The following is a 15,305-nucleotide window of genomic DNA, read 5'->3' as shown; positions in this document are numbered from 1 at the left end:
GCGTTCACGCGTTCGACGGCGTGTCCTGGGACGTCTCGCCGCCGTCCAGCCGCCCCTTGAACCGCGCGAGCAGCTCGCCGACGGCGGCGTCCGCGGCGGCGGACACCGGGAACAGGTTCAGGAAGCCGTGGATCAGCCCGGCGTAGGTACGGACGAACACCTCCACGCCGGCGTCCCGGAGGGCCCGCGCGTAGGCCAGGCCCTCGTCGCGCAGCGGGTCGTACTCGGCGGTGGCGATGATCGCCGGAGCCAGTCCGGCGAGGTTCCGGGCCCGTAGCGGCGACACCCGCGCCGAACCGCGCACGGCGGGGTCGTCGCCCGCGTAGAGGTGCTGGATGTCGGTGATGTTCGCGCTGGTGAGCAGATACCCGGAGCCGTTCTCGGTGCGCGAGGGGTACTCGCCGTCGAAGTCGGTCGCCGGGTAGGCGAGCAGCTGGGCCGCCAGCGGGCGCCCCTCGTCCCGGAAGGTCTGGGCGATCACGGCGGCGAGGTTGCCGCCCGCGCTGTCCCCGGCCACGGCCACGCGGTCGCGCCGCGCCCCGTACTCCTTGATGTGGTCGGCGACGTGGCGCGCCACGGCCACGCAGTCCTCGTAGGGGGCGGGGAAGGGGTGTTCGGGCGCCCGGCGGTAGTGGACGGCGACGACGACCGCGCCGGTGTCCCGGCACAGCCGCCGGGTCACATGGTCGTGGCTGTCGAGATCGCCGGTGATCCAGCCGCCGCCGTGGAAGTAGACCACCGTGGGGACCGGGCCCTCGTCCGCGGGCCAGTAGATCCGCACGGGGACGTCCCCGGCGGGCCCGGGCACCACGCCGTTCTGCACGGAACCGACGTCGACGGGCTCGGCCGGCGCCGTCGAGGCGGACAGCCGCCGCTCGGCCTCCCGCAGCACCTCGGGATCGGTCGTCCGGACGGGGACGGCGGCGACGGCGTTCGCCCGGTCGAGGAGGCCGGCGAGATCCGGGTCGAGGGGCATGGACGGTGCCCTTTCCTTCGGACGGGTGAAATGGACGGGCCCGTCCGGAGGAAATGTCCGGGGACGCGGCGCATGCCGCCATGATGAACGGCGATCACCCCACGGGCCACTCGTGCGGTCCCGATGGCCCATCACCCGGCGCCGCCGCGCGGCATTTCGGGGAAATGAAAAAAGGCGACCCCCGGTCGAGTGGTCGCCTTTACGGGCGGGCGCGCGGCCGTCGCCGTCGCCCTGTTCCTTACGCGGGGCCGTCGAGAGCCGGCTTGGCGGCCTTGGCGCGGCGCTTCTTGGCCTGCTGCGGGAGGGGCTGGGCCTCACGGGAAGCGTCCAGGAACGGCTTCAGGGCCTCCAGGAGCTTCTCCAGGGACTCCTTGCCGAGGTCCACCTCGCGCCGCTCGTGGGTCACGCACGGACGGGTCGCCAGCTTGTGGCTGCCGTCCTCGTTCAGCTCGTCGGTCTCGTACTCCTCGGTGCCCAGGACCGGGGCCAGGATCTCGACGGTGTAGACGTCCTCCGTCACCTCGGGATTGAGGTCGTCGTGGAAAATGCGCCGCCAGTACGTTGTGATTTCCTGCCCGCCGACCGGAACGGAGACCGGCTCGACGCCGGGCGCTTCCTTTTCGGATTCTTCAACCTGCTCGAACTTGACTGCCATTGGGCACTCCTTTTTCGTGGTGTCAGGCCCAAACGATATAAGAAACAGGCGTGTTGGGCCAATCGGCAAGGCGGGCGGAACCTTTGGGGTGAAGAGGGAATTTCGTCGCTTCCGGGAGGGCCGTCGGGCGACGGGTCGTCTCTTCTCGTACGGGCGAGCCCGTATGACGGTCCGACGGTAACTGTCGAATGGTCAATGCCCGGTTTCCGCCGCCGTCCGTCGGCGGGCGGACGGCTTTCCCCGCCGGCGCGCGCCGACGGCGATCACGGCGCACGCCAGGGCCATCGGGGCGGTCGTCAGCAGCGTCACCGTGTTGACGCCGAGGCCCGCGCGCTCGCCGAGGAGGAAGCCGGTGAGCAGGGAGAGCACCATGTTGTTCCCGCCGTGTGCCAGGGACACCACCCAGACGCTGCCGCCGCGGTCGTAGAGCCAGCCGAGCAGCATCTCCTGGAACAGGAACGACACCGTCCAGACAGCGAGCCCCAGTGGCAGATCGGAGAACTCGATGTAGCCGGTGAACGCCAGCGGATAGTGCCACACCGCCCAGATCAGCCCGGTCGCCATCGTGGCCCGCACCGGACGGCCCGGGCACAGTCGCTGCCGGAGGAAGGACGTCCAGCCGAATTCCTCACCCCAGTAAACGGGCGTCAGGAGCGGGACGACCACCATGAGCAGCGGGACGAACGCCCAGGCGGGCAGCCCGCCGGAGAGGTCCGTGAGGGAGGAGAGGCCGGGCGTGCGCCATCCCAGCGCTCCCGCCAGCCCCACGGCTGCGGCGGCGAACACCAGCGGCCCCAGCCACGCGGCGAGGTAGTACGGCCACGCTTCCCGGAACCGGAACCTCAGCCCGGCCCCGGCGAAGCCCTCCCGGGTCACCCAGCGGCGCACCACCACCGCGGCGAGCGCGGGCATGAAGCCGAAGGGCAGCTGGACGAGCGGATCGACCAGCGACAGCCCCCACCACGAGTGGGCCGCGTACAGATAGAGCCAGCTCCCCGAGAAACAGACGACCAGAAAGGCCACCACGCCGTTTTGGCCGCCCGCGTCACCACCCCGCGCCACCTCGGGCGTGGCGCTCACCGCGATCCGCGATGCCATGAATGAACCCCCGTCTCACGAAGCCGATCTCGAAGTCCCGGCAAGCCTCGTGCGCGGGACCGGCCGGCACCTCCCGGCGACGGGGGAGCTCGCGTATCGCTCGCGCGGGGGAGGCGTGCCGCCGGAATCCGCTGCGATACTCCCGGGCGTGCGTCTTCCGATACATCCGTTCCGTCCGCTGATACGTCCGTTCCGTCCACCGGCGAGCGGCGAGACCCTCCGAACCTGGCTCCACGGACTGCTCGGCGCCGCCGGTGGTCTCCTGCCGCTCGCCGCCGCGTCGCTCGTGGTCGCGGCGGCCCCGCGCGACTGGCCGGCGCCGGCCCGGACCGCCGTGCTCCTGACCGCGTGGGCCGCCCTCACCGTCGCCGCCGGCTGCCCGCGCCCGGCGCGGAGCGCCTCCGTCCGCCTGGCCGACCGGCTGCTGGGCACGGACCTGCCCGCCCCCGTCACGGCGGCGCGCCCACGCGGCGCCGACCGGCTCCGGACGGGGACGTGGCTCCTCCTGCACACGGTGGCGGGCGGCGCGCTGACGGCCGCCACCGCCTTCGCGCTGGCGACGGCCGTCGCCCTGCCCGCCGTGTGGCTGAACGGCGGCGACCGCGTCACGCTCCTCCGCCCCCTGGACGTGCCCGGGGGAGCGGCCGGGCTGTGGACGCTCCCGGTGGCCGTCGCGCTCCTCGTCCTGGCGGGCCACGCCTGCGCCGCGGTCGCCGCCCTCCTCCGGCGCGCCGCCCCCGCGCTCCTCGGCCACGGCCCCGCCGAACGGCTCGCCGCGCTCGAGTCGCAGATGCGGCGGATGGCGCGACGCAACCGGCTCGCCCAGGAGTTGCACGACTCGATCGGCCACACCCTGACGGCGTCCACCATCCAGGCCGCGGTGGCCAGGAGCCTCATGGACACCGACCCGGCCGCCGCCCGCCGTGCCCTCACCGGCCTGGAGGAAGCCTCCCGCGCCGCCATGGACGACCTCGACCACGCCCTGGGCATCCTCCGCGAGGAGCACACGGCCACGGCCCCGCCGCTCACCCTGGCCGACCTCCACACGCTGGTCGACCGGGTCCGCCACACCGGGACCGACGTCCGCGCTGACGTCACCGGCGACCCGGCGGGCGTCCCCGCGACCGTGTCCCGGGAGGCCTACCGGATCGTCCAGGAAGGGCTCACCAACGCCCTCAAGCACGGCGGCCGTTCCCCGGTCCGGCTGCGCGTGACGGTCACCCCCGCCCTCCTGGAGCTGGAGATCGCCAACCGGCTCCCCGGTCGCGCCCGGCCGCCACGCGCCGGACGACGCGGCAGGGGCCTCACCGGCATCCTGGAACGCGTGGACCTCCTGAACGGCGAGGCCGTGACGGGACCGGCCCCCGACGGCACCGGCTGGCTGCTCGCCGTGCGCGTCCCGCTGAGGCAGGCGCCGTGACCACGACCGTCACCGTCCTCGTCGCGGACGACGAGGAGATCACCCGCACCGGCCTGCGCACCCTGCTCTCCGCGCTGCCCGGCCTCGACGTCGTCGGCGAGGCCGCCGACGGCCACCAGGCCCTGGCCCTCGCCGAGGAACTGCGCCCCGACGTCGTCCTGATGGACGTCCGGATGCCCGGCATCGACGGCATCGAGGCCACCCGGCGCCTCCAGACCACCCTCGCCGCGCCTCCGAAGGTCGTGGTGATCACGACCTTCGGGAACGACGCGTACGTCTACGACGCCCTGCGCGCCGGCGCGGCGGGCTTCGTCCTCAAGCGCGCCCCGTCCGAACAGATCGGCCACGCCGTGCGCCTGGTCGCCACGACCGACTCGCTCCTCTTCCCCGACGGCGTCCGCCGGCTCGTCGCCGCCCGCCCCGGGCCGCCGCCGCGGCCGCCGCGCGGCACGCCCGCCCTCACCGGCCGCGAGCGGGAGATCCTCCGCCTCATGGCCAGGGGCCTGTCCAACACCGATATCGCCGGTCACCTGATCGTCGGCCTGGAGACGGTCAAGACCCATGTCAGCAACGTCCTGGCCAAGCTCGGCGCCCGCAACCGCACCCAGGCCGTGATCCTGGCCTACGAATACGGGTACGTCGTCGCGGGCGCCGGCGACGGGCCGGCCGGCGACGGACCGGTCAGCGGGGCGGACGGACGGACAGCGCGTGCCGGAACTCGTTCCTGGGGTCCCAGTGCGCCTTGACGCGCTGGAGCCGCGCGTAGTGGCCCTTGTAGTAGAGGGCGTGCCACGGCGTCCCGGACGTGTTGACCGCGGGGTCGGCGAGCTCGGCGTCGGGGTAGTTGATGAAGCACCCGTCGCTGTTCGTGCCGGGCGCGGGCACGCCGCCGCTGTCGGCGTACACGGCCTTGTAGAGGTCGCGCAGCCAGGCGAGCTCCGCCTTTCCGTCGTGCTTCGGGTCCTCCCAGCCCGTCAGGTAGACCGCCTTGAGGACGGAGTCCCGCTGGGCGACGGCCGTCGCGTCCGCCGGGACGGTGTTGACCTTCCCTCCGTAGGAGACCAGCCACAGCGAACCGGGGAGCTCACCACCCGCCTTGCCGGTGAGGTGCTCGTGGAGGACCGCGATCTGACGGTCCGTGAAGCGCTTCCGCAGATAGCCGGACTTGGCCTTGAAGAACGACGGCGCGGACTCCGTCACGTTCGCGTTGGCCTCGAGCCAGGGCCGCTCCTCCCGCTTCACCGTGGGCCGGGCCCCCACCCCCCGGCCGACGGCGGCCACGTAGTCGTCCAGGAGGCGCCGCGCCCCGGAGCCCGTGGAGTCCAGCTGGCCGACCAGGTCGACGGTGCCGTACTTGCGGGTGTTCAGCATCAGCACGCTGAACAACCCCGCGTAGGGCGAGCCGGGCGCGCTGTTGTTCTCGTACCAGGTGCCGTGGTCGCGCACCAGCCGGGCGAAGGAGGCCTCGTCCAGGTCCTTCCACGACCAGGAGGCGGTGAAGGTGAGGACGGACGAGGGCGGGCGGGGCAGCAGGTGGGCGGGGTCCGAACCGGTGGCCGCCGGGTCCCGGAACCAGTAGCGGGTGACGACGCCGAAGTTGCCGCCCCCGCCTCCGGTGTGCGCCCACCACAGCTCGCGCAGCGGGCCGGACGAGTCCCGGGTGGCGACGACGCTCGACGCCTTCCCGGCCGCGTCCACGACCACGACCTCGACGCCGTACAGATGGTCGACGGACAGCCCGTGCCGGCGCGACAGGGCGCCGTACCCGCCGCCGAGCACGTGCCCGCCGACGCCCACCTCGGCGGTGGCCCCCGCCGGGATGGCCACGCCCCACTCGGTGAACAACCGCCGGTACACCTGGCCGAGCAGGGCACCCGGCTCGACCGCGAACGCCCGCCGCGACGCGTCGTAATGCACGGCGGTCATGGGGGAGAGGTCGATGAGGGCCTTGACGGACGGGTCGTCGACGAAGCTCTCGAAGCAGTGCCCGCCACTGCGCACGGCGATGCGCCTGCCCTCGCGCACGGCCTGCTGGACGGCCTCGACGACCTGTTCGGTGGTGTCGGCCACCCGGACGTAGTCGGGTCTGCCGACGAAGCGGGCGTTGGTGCCGCGCCGGGTGAGCGACGGGTACCGCGTGTCGTCGGGGCCGATGGCCGCGGGGCCGGACCGGGCCGGCGCGGCGGCGGCCGCCCGCCCGGCGGGCGTCGCGGCCGCCTCCGGTGCGGACAGCCCCACGGCCGTCGCCCCCAACGCCGCCGTGCTCGCGAGCACTCCGCGTCGTGTCACGTCCGTCAAGGCATGCTCCTGTCATCGCTGGTTGCGGGTAAACGGTGCATGCCCCAACAGTGGTGGATCTCAACGAGGATGGCATCATCCGCGATGACCAGTCGCGCCTCCGTCCCGGGGAGTAGGGGGTCCTACGGGGTCCCGGGCTACGGCCGCGCGAGGGGGACGGACGCACCCACCTCGTGCAGGTGGAAGACGACGTCGTAGCCGCGGCCCAGCGCGAGCGGCCACGCCGTCTGGTACGGGTACCGGCCGGGGATCATGAACGTCGGGCGGGCCGTGTCCAGCCAGCCCGTCAGCGCCGGGTCGCGGCGCGCCTCGCGCAGGTCGACGTAGAAGTCGCGGTGGCGCACCTGGTCGAGGACGTACTCGTTGCTGCCCGGCGCGGCGGCGAAGGGGAACGTCCCCACACCCGTCGCCGTGCGGGCCCGGTAGGCGCCGGCGTACGCGGACGTGCCGACGGCGAGGTACTCCTTGCCGACGAGCTCGCGCAGGTCCGCGCCCATCGTGACGGGGTAGACGTGGGGGAGGGCCGTCTCGTAGGTGATGTGCCCGTCGTGTGCCGACAGGAGGATCCGGCCGCCGGTGTTCCGCTGCCACCAGACGGCGTTCTCGGCCATGGTCCGGTCACGGTACCGGTTGGCGGCGAGGGCCTGGGCCGGGTCGTCGCTGTCGAAGGCGTTGGAGGTGGCCATCTGCGAGATGACCCGGGCGTCCTGGAGCACCCGGGGATCCCGCCTGGCGGCCCCCTCCAGCAGCCGGTACGCGGCGTCGGCGTCCTCGGCCATCTTCTTGCGCTCGGCGAGCGGGAGGGCGCCGTACGCGGCCAGCCGCTCGGCGACCCCGCCGCGCAGCGCGCGGAGCGCCGCGTACCGCTCGCGCAGCTCGGGGACGAGCGCGGGCGTGTTCCGCCCGGCCCAGGCGAAGAGGCGGTCGTACTGCTCCGGGTCGACGTCGGAGAAGTCGACGCCGACGATCCGGACCGGGTGGGCGCTGGTGCGGTTGTGCTCGCGCACCCAGGCGAACAGCCGCAGGTACTCCTCGGTGTCGTCCAGGCCGTAGGCGTCCTGGAACTCCTCGCCCATGATCTGCCGCAGGTCGCCCTCGCCGGTGCGGACGTAGGCGTCGATGCGGGCGGCGGCCGACCAGTTGATCTCCATGGCGAAGGCGGAGAACCCCTCACGCGTCACCAGGTGCCGCAGCAGCCGGTCCTTGAGGGCGAAGACGTCACCCGAGCCGTGCGAGACCTCGCCGATCCCGACGATGGAGGCGCCCCGCGTCGCCTTCCCGAACGCCTCCAGGTCCGCGCCGGACCCGCCCGGCCGGGCCCCGCGCAGCCGGTGGGCGTACCGGTCGAGCCCGGCCACCACCGCGCGGTCCGGCGCGGCGGTCGCGGCGGCGGTGGGGGACGGTGCGGCCTGCGGCCGCCCGGCGGCGGTGGCGGCGGTGGCCGGGCCGAGCAACGCGGCGGCGGCGAGGGCCAGGGACGCGCCACGACGTATGGTCATGTGTCTCATACACGCTGTTATACAGGTTGCCTTCTGAGGCAGTTGAGGCAGTTGATACCGCCGGCCGCCGGGGAAGGGGTGGGGCCAGCCCCACCCATCACACGGGGACGCGCCGGATGGTCCCCTGCCCGCCCGGCGACCAGGCTGAAGAGCATGAAGCGCACCCAACGACGCCCGGCCACCGTCTTCCTGACCCTCTTCCTCTGCCTCGGCGCGTCCGCGGCCACCACCCCGGCCCTCGCGGCCACCGCACATGAGGACGACCGCGTCGTCCGGGCCGTCGAGAGCGTCGCCCACCCGCTGCGGTCCACCGAGCCGTCCGGCCCCTCGGACGACCTGCGGCCCCTGGACCGCATGGTGGGCGACGCGAGCGTCGTGGGAATGGGCGAGGCCACGCACGGCTCCCATGAGTTCTTCGCCCTCAAACAGCGCGTCTTCCGCCACCTGGTGCGCGACCGGGGCTTCCGCGCCTACGCCCTGGAGGCCCCCTGGAGCACCGGACTGAGGCTCAACGACTACGTCCTGCGCGGAAAGGGCGACCCCGAGCGCGTACTGCGCGAGGACTTCCAGGACGCCTACCTCTCCTGGAACACCCGCGAATACCTCTCCCTCGTCCAGTGGATGCGCTCCTGGAACGTCGCCCACCCCGGCGACCCCGTCCGGTTCATGGGCAACGACATCGCCTACGCCGGCCCGGAGCTCTACGACCGGGTCCTCGACTACGTCCGCACCGCCCACCCCTCCCTGCTGTCCGAGCTCACGGGCCTCTACCGCGACCTGCGCCCCACGACGGCCGCCGGCCCGTACATGCGCGCCTACCTGGAGCGGCCGCTCGCCGAACGGCAGGACAAGGCCGCCCGCGCCCGGCGGGCCCTGGACCTGCTGCGCAAGCAGCGGCCGGGCCCGGGCCGCGCGGCGGGCGAGGCGTACCGGTGGGCCGTCCAGAACGCGCTGACGCTCCGGCAGACCGCCGAGCAGTACGCCTTCGACTTCGGCAAGCAGGAGGACGTCGCGGCGGCCATGCGCTTCCGTGACGAGGTCATGGCCGACAACACCGCCTGGTGGCAGCGGAACACCGGCGACAAGGTCCTGCTCTCCGCCCACAACGGGCACGTCGGCTACGCGAGCGCCGATCCCGAGAACTACCCGAAGTCACAGGGCGCCTTCCTCCACGACCGGCTCGGAGCGCGCTACGTCGCCGTCGGGCTCTCCTTCGACCAGGGCTCGTTCAACGCGACCGGGCCGGACGACCTGCCGCTGGGGAAGAACGTCAAGGAGTTCACCGTGGGGCCCGCCGCCCCCGGCAGCAACGAGCACACCCTCGACCGCGTGCGCGAGCGCGACTACTTCCTGGACCTGCGCACCGCACCGGCCCCCGCCCGCGACTGGCTCGGCCGGGCCCGGCCCACCTACGGCATCGGCACGGCCCATCCCCTGCCGGGCCACCCGGTGGCCCTGGGCCGCAGCTACGACGTCCTGGTCCACCTCCACCGGGTGCGCGCCTCCGACCGCCTTCCGGGTGAGGACGGCTGAACCCCCGGCTTGACCCGGACGGCCGGATTCGCACCCCGGCGTGTTCCGTGCCACGCGGGCCCGGGGAAGGGATGACGCGGACCGGAAGCCGATCGGAAGAAGGGCCGGGGAATGGGGACAGACGCCGACAGGGCGGACCACTGGGGCAAGAGCAGCTTCGACGACATCTACGACCGGCCCGACCCCCGCGCGTACTTCACCCGGCTGGCGCCCCTGCGGTACCAGATCCCCCACCACGCCCAGCCCGTCTTCCGGGCCCTCCTCGCCGACCGGGCCCGCGCCCACCCCGGCGGACCGGTCACCATGGTGGACCTGTGCTGCTCGTACGGCATCAACGCCGCACTCGTCAACCACGAGCTCACGCTGCGGGACCTCTACGAGCACTACACGAGCCCGCGGACGGCGGAGCTGTCCCTGGACGAACTCATCGCCGCCGACAAGGAGTTCTACGCCGCCCGCCGCCGCGCCGACGCCGTCCCCGTCGTGGGCGTCGACGCCTCGCCCCGGGCCGTCGGCTACGCGGCGGCCGTCGGCCTGCTGGACACCGCCTTCGCCGCGAACCTGGAGACCGTACCGGCGGGCGCCGCCCTGACCGAGGCGCTCGCCCCGGCGGGCCTGATCACCGTCACGGGTGGGCTGAGCTACATCGGGCCGCGCACCTTCGACACCGTCCTCGCCCCGTCCGGCGGACGGGCCTGGGTGGCGGCGTTCGTGGTGCGGCCCGTCGACTTCCGGCCCGTCGCGGCGGTGCTGGGGCGGTACGGGCTGGTCACACGGTCGTCCGGGGCCACGCACCGGCAGCGCCGCTTCACCGACCCGGACGAGCGGCGGCGCACCCTGGAGAGCCTGGCGGCGGCCGGTCTGGACCCCGCCGGGCGCGAGGCGGAGGGGTACTACCACGCCGTCCTCCACGAGGCCCGGCCCCCTCAGGACTGGGACCCACCGCTCAGTGGATGAACACGGCCGCCACGCCGGAGAGAGCGAGCAGGCCGCAGATGGTGAAGTTGACGAGCTTGTGGTTGAGGAAGACGGCGACGAACTCGCGGATCGTCGCGCTCGGCCAGAAGTACGCGGCCGTCGGGGAGCCGACGACCTGGCCGTTGACGCCGGTCTTGCGGGCCATGAGCGCGGCCCGGAAGGCGTGGAAGTTATTGGTGACGATCACACAGCGGTAGCCGGGCTTCGCCTCCGACATGATCGCCTCGCTGTAGCGGAGGTTCTCCTCGGTGGTGCGGGACTTGTCCTCGCGTCGGAGGTGCTCGGCGGGGAAGCCGCGTTCGGTGAGGTAGTCGGCCATCGCGTGGGATTCCGGGAGCTTTTCGTCCGGGCCCCGGCCGCCCGAGGTGATGAGGACGGGCGGCTTGCCGCGCGCCGCCTGCCGCTCGTACAGCTCGCGCCCGCGCTCCAGCCGGCTGGCGAGCAGGGGCGGCACCTTCGTCCCGCCGACGAGCCCGGAGCCGAGCACCACCACGAAGTCGACGTTCCGGCGCGGCCGCATCCAGCCGTACAGGAAGGCGTATCCGATGAAGCAGAAGAAGAGGAACGACACATAGGCGGCGATCATCACGGTGGTGCCCGTGGCGATCGTCAGGTTCCGGGAACGGGTGGCGGCGGACGCGATCGTCAGGCCGATGAGGCAGAAGATGCCGAGACCGGCGAGGAAGGAGAGCAGGTTGGCCGGGCGCCGTCCCTCCTTGCGGATCATCTTCACGCCGTTGGCCAGCAGCAGCGCCGGCAGGACGAACGCGCCGAGCAAGGGGATCAGGAGGAGCCCGGCCGCGATCCACTCCAGGGCGTGCATACCGCGCTCGCCGCCCGCCGCGGCCGCGCGCAGCAGACTGAACAACAGGCCGAACAACAGGCATATACAGGTGAGCCCGAAATGGACCGCGTTGCTGAAACGCCGTCGGTCGCGCAACACACCGATGCCGAAGAGGAGGAGGAACAGGGCTGCGGGGGCATACGCGATCACGACGGCATCGTACGCGGTGTGACGATGTGTCTGAACATGCCAGCGCGCCCTCGGACGGGCGAATGGGCCGGGCGGGCGCGGGGCGGCCACTAAGTGTTTGCGCATGATCACTACTCGCGCCTGGCGGCGTGCCGCCGCCGCTGTCCTGGGCCTGGCCGCCGTCATGGCCCCGCCCGTCGCCGCGCCGGCGATCTCCGCCCCCTCCACGGCCTCCCACCGCGTACCGCCGGAGCCTCCGGCGGCGGACGCGGTCCGCACCGAGCTGGACGGGCTCAAGGTGGAAGCGCCGCACTCGATGTCTGGCTACTCCCGGGCGAAGTTCCCGCACTGGATCAAGCAGTACGGGGAGTGCGACACCCGCGAGGTGGTCCTGTCGCGGGACGGCTCGGGCGTCACCCAGGACTCGATGTGCCGGGCCGTCGCGGGCAGCTGGTACAGCGCGTACGACGACAAGACCCTCGACTCGGCGTCCAAGGTGGACATCGACCACATGGTGCCGCTGGCCAACGCGTGGCGCAGCGGCGCGGACACCTGGACCACCGACAAACGCAAGGCGTTTGCCAACGATCTGGGCAACTCGCAGCTGTACGCCGTCTCCGCCTCATCCAACCGTTCCAAGGGCGACCAGTCGCCGGACCAGTGGGTGCCGCCCAACCAGGACTTCTGGTGCACGTATGGCCGGGCCTGGGGGCACGTCAAGAGCCTGTACGGGCTGAGCGTCACCCAGCCCGAGAAAGACAAGCTGATCGGGATGCTCGACACCTGCGACTGAACCCGCGACTGACGCGGCGCGCTCCGGCTCCTCCCCGTCGTGTTGTCGGCGTGCGCCATCTGTGCAAACGTGGACGAAGGGGTGAGGGGGCGATCACGTGGGGAGCGCGTGCCATGACTTTCTCCCTCAACGATTCCCAAGGGCCCCATGGGCTCGGCGACGACCTCAGCCGACTGGCGCACGCGGGCTGGCAGACGCTCCTGGGCGCCGGCATCGCCTCGGTGGCCCTGGGCGCCATCGTGCTGGCCTGGCCCGAGGCGTCACTGCTGGTCGTCGGGGTCCTCTTCGGCCTCTACCTGCTGGTGATCGGCGCCTTCCAGCTCGCCGGCGCCTTCAGCGTGTACGTCCCCGGCACCCTGCGGGTGCTGGGCTTCGTCAGCGGCGCCCTGTGCGTACTGCTGGGGCTGCTGTGCTTCCGTGAGCCCGCCCGGTCGATCCTGCTGCTCGCCCTGTGGATCGGTTTCGGCTGGCTGCTGCGCGGAGTGATGCTGGCGGGCGTGGCGCTGTCGACCAAGGGCATGCCCGCCCGCGGCTGGCAGGTGTTCGTCGGCTTCCTCAACGTCCTGGCCGGCATCGTGATGATCGACCTGCCCTTCCGGTCGATCGAGGTGCTCACCGTGGTGACCGGGGTGTTCCTCGTCGTCATGGGCGTGTTCGAGGTCTTCCACGCCGTCCGGCTGCGCGGCCTCCTCAAGAAGGCGACCGGCTGAGCCCCGCTCGGCCCGGAACGGGCCCGCGCCTGTCGTAGGCGCGGGCCCTTCCGCCGTATCTGCACCACACTTCGACCCTATAAACATACTCAGCTACGTACGGATGAACGTACGTCGCCGATGCTGCGCGGACGCCCTCGGGTCCGCCAGTCTGCTGCGTGGCCTGGTCGGGGCGGTGGCACGGTGGCCGCTGCCCGCACGCGCAGCGAAGGGACCCCGGATGAACCGGCTCAACGGCACCGCTCCGCTCGGAGCGGGCGCGCCGACCGCCCCCCGCCCCGACGACCCGGCGGACACCGCCGAGGCGGCACCGGCCGTCGTGGACGCGCTGCGTGGCCTGCTCGCCGGGCCGACGGGGCTCGGCACGTCGGCCGCCCGTCTGTTCCGCGCGGACCTCACGCCGCCCGCTGCGCCCGCCCCCGGGCCGGCCCTCGAACAACCGGCGGACGGGTCCTCCCACGACCCCGGGCCCTCCTCGGGCTCCTCCGTGCGCGTACCGCCGCTCTACTGCCCCGACGCCGAGCGCGACGACCCGGCCCTCGGCGAGGAGGTGAACAACCGGCTCGTCGAATGGGCCGAGGAAGTCGGCATCTTCCGGGGCCGCTTGGAGCGGCTGCGGTCCCACAACTTCGGGCGGCTGTTCATGCTCGCCCACCCCGATACCGACGACCCCGACCGCATTCTGACCGCCGCCCGCTGCGGACTCGCCGAATGGGCCGTGGACGACCACTGGGTCGACGAAGGGGAGGACACCTCACCCGAGTTGATCGGATCCCGCCTGGCCCTCGCCCACGCCGTCGTCGACCCCGTCCGCCTCCCGGCCCGCTACCTGGCCCAGTTCGAGAACGTCGTGCGCCAGGAACCCGTCCTGCGCGCCTTCCGCTCCTGCCTCGACCACCTGGCACGCATCGCCACCCCCACCCAGGTGGCCCGGCTGCGCCACGAACTGGCCGTGATGTTCGTGGGCTACAACCAGGAGGGGGAGTGGCGCGGCTCCGAGCGGCGGCCCGCCGTGTGGGAGTACCTGCTGCACCGCTACGAGAACGCCTTCTACCCCTGCATGGTCCTCATCGACCCCGTCGGCGGCTACGAGCTCCCCGCCGCCGAGTTCGCCGACGCGCGCGTACGCCGCACGTACCTGTACGCCGGCACGGCCAACGTGCTGCTCAACGACCTGTACTCGATGGCCAAGGAAGACCCCACCGACACCAATCTGCCCAACCTCATCGCCGCCGAGGACAACTGCTCGCTCCAGGAGGCCGTCAACCGCGCCGCCTGCATCCACGACGAGCTGATGCACACGGTCGAAGCCGAGTGCGCCGTCCTCAGCGCGGCGGGCTCCCCGGAGCTCCGGCGCTACCTCGCGGGGCTGTGGGCCTGGATGGGCGGGAGCAAGGAGTGGCACGCGACCAGCCCCCGGTACCACGGCGCATCGACCCAGTGAATCCCCAGCAGTTCATCAGCAAGCGGAAAGAGAAGACACGGTGACCATTCAGGAGATCAGCCCCGCCTCGGTTCTCGCCAGCGCCTACCAGCGGTCCGTCGCCGACTACTGGAACCGGGAGAAGAACCCCGTCAATCTCCGGCTCGGCGAGGTGGACGGCATCTACCACCACCACTACGGCATCGGCGACGTCGACTGGTCCGTCCTGGAGGGCCCCGAGGAGACCCGCGACGAGCGGATCATCGCCGAGCTCCACCGCCTGGAGTGCGCCCAGGCGGAGGTGCTGCTCAACCACCTCGGCACCGTCACTCCCGACGACCGCCTGATGGACTCCGGGTCGGGCCGCGGCGGCGGCAGCCTCGTCGCCAACCGCCGCTTCGGCTGCCACGTCGACGGCGTCTCCATCTCCGAGACCCAGGTCGCGTTCGCCAACGAGCAGGCCGAGAAGCACGGCGTGTCCGACAAGGTGCGCTTCCACCTGAAGAACATGCTGGACACCGGTTTCGAGAGCGGCCGCTTCCGAGCCATCTGGAACAACGAGAGCACCATGTACGTCGACCTCTCCCAGCTGTTCCCGGAGTACGCGCGGATGCTCCGGCACGGCGGCCGGTACGTGACCATCACCGGCTGCTACAACGACACCTACGGACTGCCGTCCCGGGCCGTCAGCGAGATCAACGCCCACTACATCTGCGACATCCACCCGCGCAGCAGCTACTTCAAGGAGATGGCCGCCAACCGGCTCGTCCCCGCCGCCGTCGTGGACCTCACCGAGGCCACCATCCCGTACTGGGAGCTGCGCGCCCAGTCGCCGCTGGCCACGGGCATCGAGAAGGCGTTCCTGACCGCGTACAAGGACGGCAGCTTCCAGTACCTGCTGATCGCCGCCGACCGCGTCTGACCCCGGCCGCCCCCCTTCCCGTCCCCG

Annotated in this window: 14 protein-coding genes; 8 read left to right on the top strand and 6 right to left on the bottom strand. The window is 72.4% G+C overall.

The features are described 5' to 3' along the window. Positions 1-4: 4 nt before the first annotated feature. The 3 genes from IE096_RS07045 to IE096_RS07035 all read right to left on the bottom strand — a co-directional run bounded on the left by IE096_RS07045 (position 5) and on the right by IE096_RS07035 (position 2,729). Entirely contained in the window at positions 5-976 is a 972-nt protein-coding gene (locus IE096_RS07045) for an alpha/beta hydrolase (protein WP_189449761.1), read from the bottom strand. 238 nt (positions 977-1,214) lie between these two features. Further along, positions 1,215-1,631, bottom strand: a complete 417-nt coding sequence (locus IE096_RS07040; RefSeq protein WP_189449759.1) for a hypothetical protein — start codon at positions 1,629-1,631, stop codon at positions 1,215-1,217. Positions 1,632-1,823: 192 nt separating this feature from the next. Beyond that, positions 1,824-2,729, bottom strand: coding sequence for a CPBP family intramembrane glutamic endopeptidase (locus IE096_RS07035; protein WP_189449757.1), 906 nt, complete (start codon positions 2,727-2,729; stop codon positions 1,824-1,826). 148 nt (positions 2,730-2,877) lie between these two features. Here IE096_RS07035 and IE096_RS07030 point away from each other — a divergent pair, with 148 nt between their 5' ends. Next, entirely contained in the window at positions 2,878-4,149 is a 1,272-nt protein-coding gene (locus IE096_RS07030) for a sensor histidine kinase (RefSeq protein WP_229820012.1), read from the top strand. After that, complete coding sequence (locus IE096_RS07025; RefSeq protein WP_229820011.1) at positions 4,146-4,895, top strand: response regulator transcription factor; 750 nt, start codon at positions 4,146-4,148, stop codon at positions 4,893-4,895. Before IE096_RS07030 ends, IE096_RS07025 begins: the two co-directional genes overlap by 4 nt. Here the strand turns inward: IE096_RS07025 and IE096_RS07020 are convergent. Both IE096_RS07020 and IE096_RS07015 read right to left on the bottom strand, forming a co-directional pair. Then, positions 4,831-6,438 (bottom strand): FAD-binding oxidoreductase, encoded by a 1,608-nt coding sequence (locus IE096_RS07020; RefSeq protein ID WP_308430331.1) that lies wholly within the window; start codon positions 6,436-6,438, stop codon positions 4,831-4,833. The two genes, IE096_RS07025 and IE096_RS07020, sit on opposite strands and share 65 nt — an antisense overlap. Before the next feature lie 146 nt (positions 6,439-6,584). Further along, positions 6,585-7,955: an erythromycin esterase family protein gene (locus IE096_RS07015; protein ID WP_189449751.1), complete on the bottom strand. Its 1,371-nt coding sequence runs from the start codon at positions 7,953-7,955 to the stop codon at positions 6,585-6,587. Positions 7,956-8,099: 144 nt separating this feature from the next. On the opposite strand from IE096_RS07015, the gene IE096_RS07010 reads away from it, so the two are divergent. Both IE096_RS07010 and IE096_RS07005 read left to right on the top strand, forming a co-directional pair. Further along, positions 8,100-9,479 (top strand): erythromycin esterase family protein, encoded by a 1,380-nt coding sequence (locus IE096_RS07010; protein WP_189449750.1) that lies wholly within the window; start codon positions 8,100-8,102, stop codon positions 9,477-9,479. 111 nt (positions 9,480-9,590) lie between these two features. Next, positions 9,591-10,436 carry a hypothetical protein gene (locus IE096_RS07005; protein WP_189449748.1) on the top strand — a complete coding sequence of 282 codons (846 nt, stop codon included), beginning with the start codon at positions 9,591-9,593 and terminating at the stop codon, positions 10,434-10,436. Here IE096_RS07005 and IE096_RS07000 read toward each other — a convergent pair. Continuing rightward, complete coding sequence (locus IE096_RS07000) at positions 10,426-11,451, bottom strand: YdcF family protein (RefSeq protein WP_189449746.1); 1,026 nt, start codon at positions 11,449-11,451, stop codon at positions 10,426-10,428. The genes IE096_RS07005 and IE096_RS07000 overlap by 11 nt on opposite strands. 103 nt (positions 11,452-11,554) lie before the next feature. Between IE096_RS07000 and IE096_RS06995 the strand changes: the two genes are divergently transcribed. From IE096_RS06995 to IE096_RS06980, 4 genes are all read left to right on the top strand, one after another. Continuing rightward, positions 11,555-12,223 carry an HNH endonuclease family protein gene (locus IE096_RS06995; protein WP_189449744.1) on the top strand — a complete coding sequence of 223 codons (669 nt, stop codon included), beginning with the start codon at positions 11,555-11,557 and terminating at the stop codon, positions 12,221-12,223. A 113-nt stretch (positions 12,224-12,336) separates the two neighbouring features. Next, positions 12,337-12,933 carry an HdeD family acid-resistance protein gene (locus IE096_RS06990; RefSeq protein ID WP_189449742.1) on the top strand — a complete coding sequence of 199 codons (597 nt, stop codon included), beginning with the start codon at positions 12,337-12,339 and terminating at the stop codon, positions 12,931-12,933. Positions 12,934-13,153: 220 nt separating this feature from the next. Further along, positions 13,154-14,377 (top strand): family 2 encapsulin nanocompartment cargo protein terpene cyclase, encoded by a 1,224-nt coding sequence (locus IE096_RS06985; protein WP_229820010.1) that lies wholly within the window; start codon positions 13,154-13,156, stop codon positions 14,375-14,377. Between the two features lie 40 nt (positions 14,378-14,417). After that, the gene (locus IE096_RS06980; RefSeq protein WP_229820009.1) at positions 14,418-15,278 is read left to right on the top strand and encodes a geranyl diphosphate 2-C-methyltransferase; all 861 of its coding nucleotides are present in this window, start codon (positions 14,418-14,420) and stop codon (positions 15,276-15,278) included. The last annotated feature ends 27 nt before the right edge of the window (positions 15,279-15,305 follow it).

The sequence above is a fragment of the Streptomyces abikoensis genome (assembly GCF_014648775.1).
In the GTDB taxonomy this organism is placed as follows: domain Bacteria; phylum Actinomycetota; class Actinomycetes; order Streptomycetales; family Streptomycetaceae; genus Streptomyces; species Streptomyces abikoensis.
The sequence above is the reverse complement of the archived record's forward strand: the minus strand, read 5'-3'. Positions and strand labels throughout refer to the sequence as shown.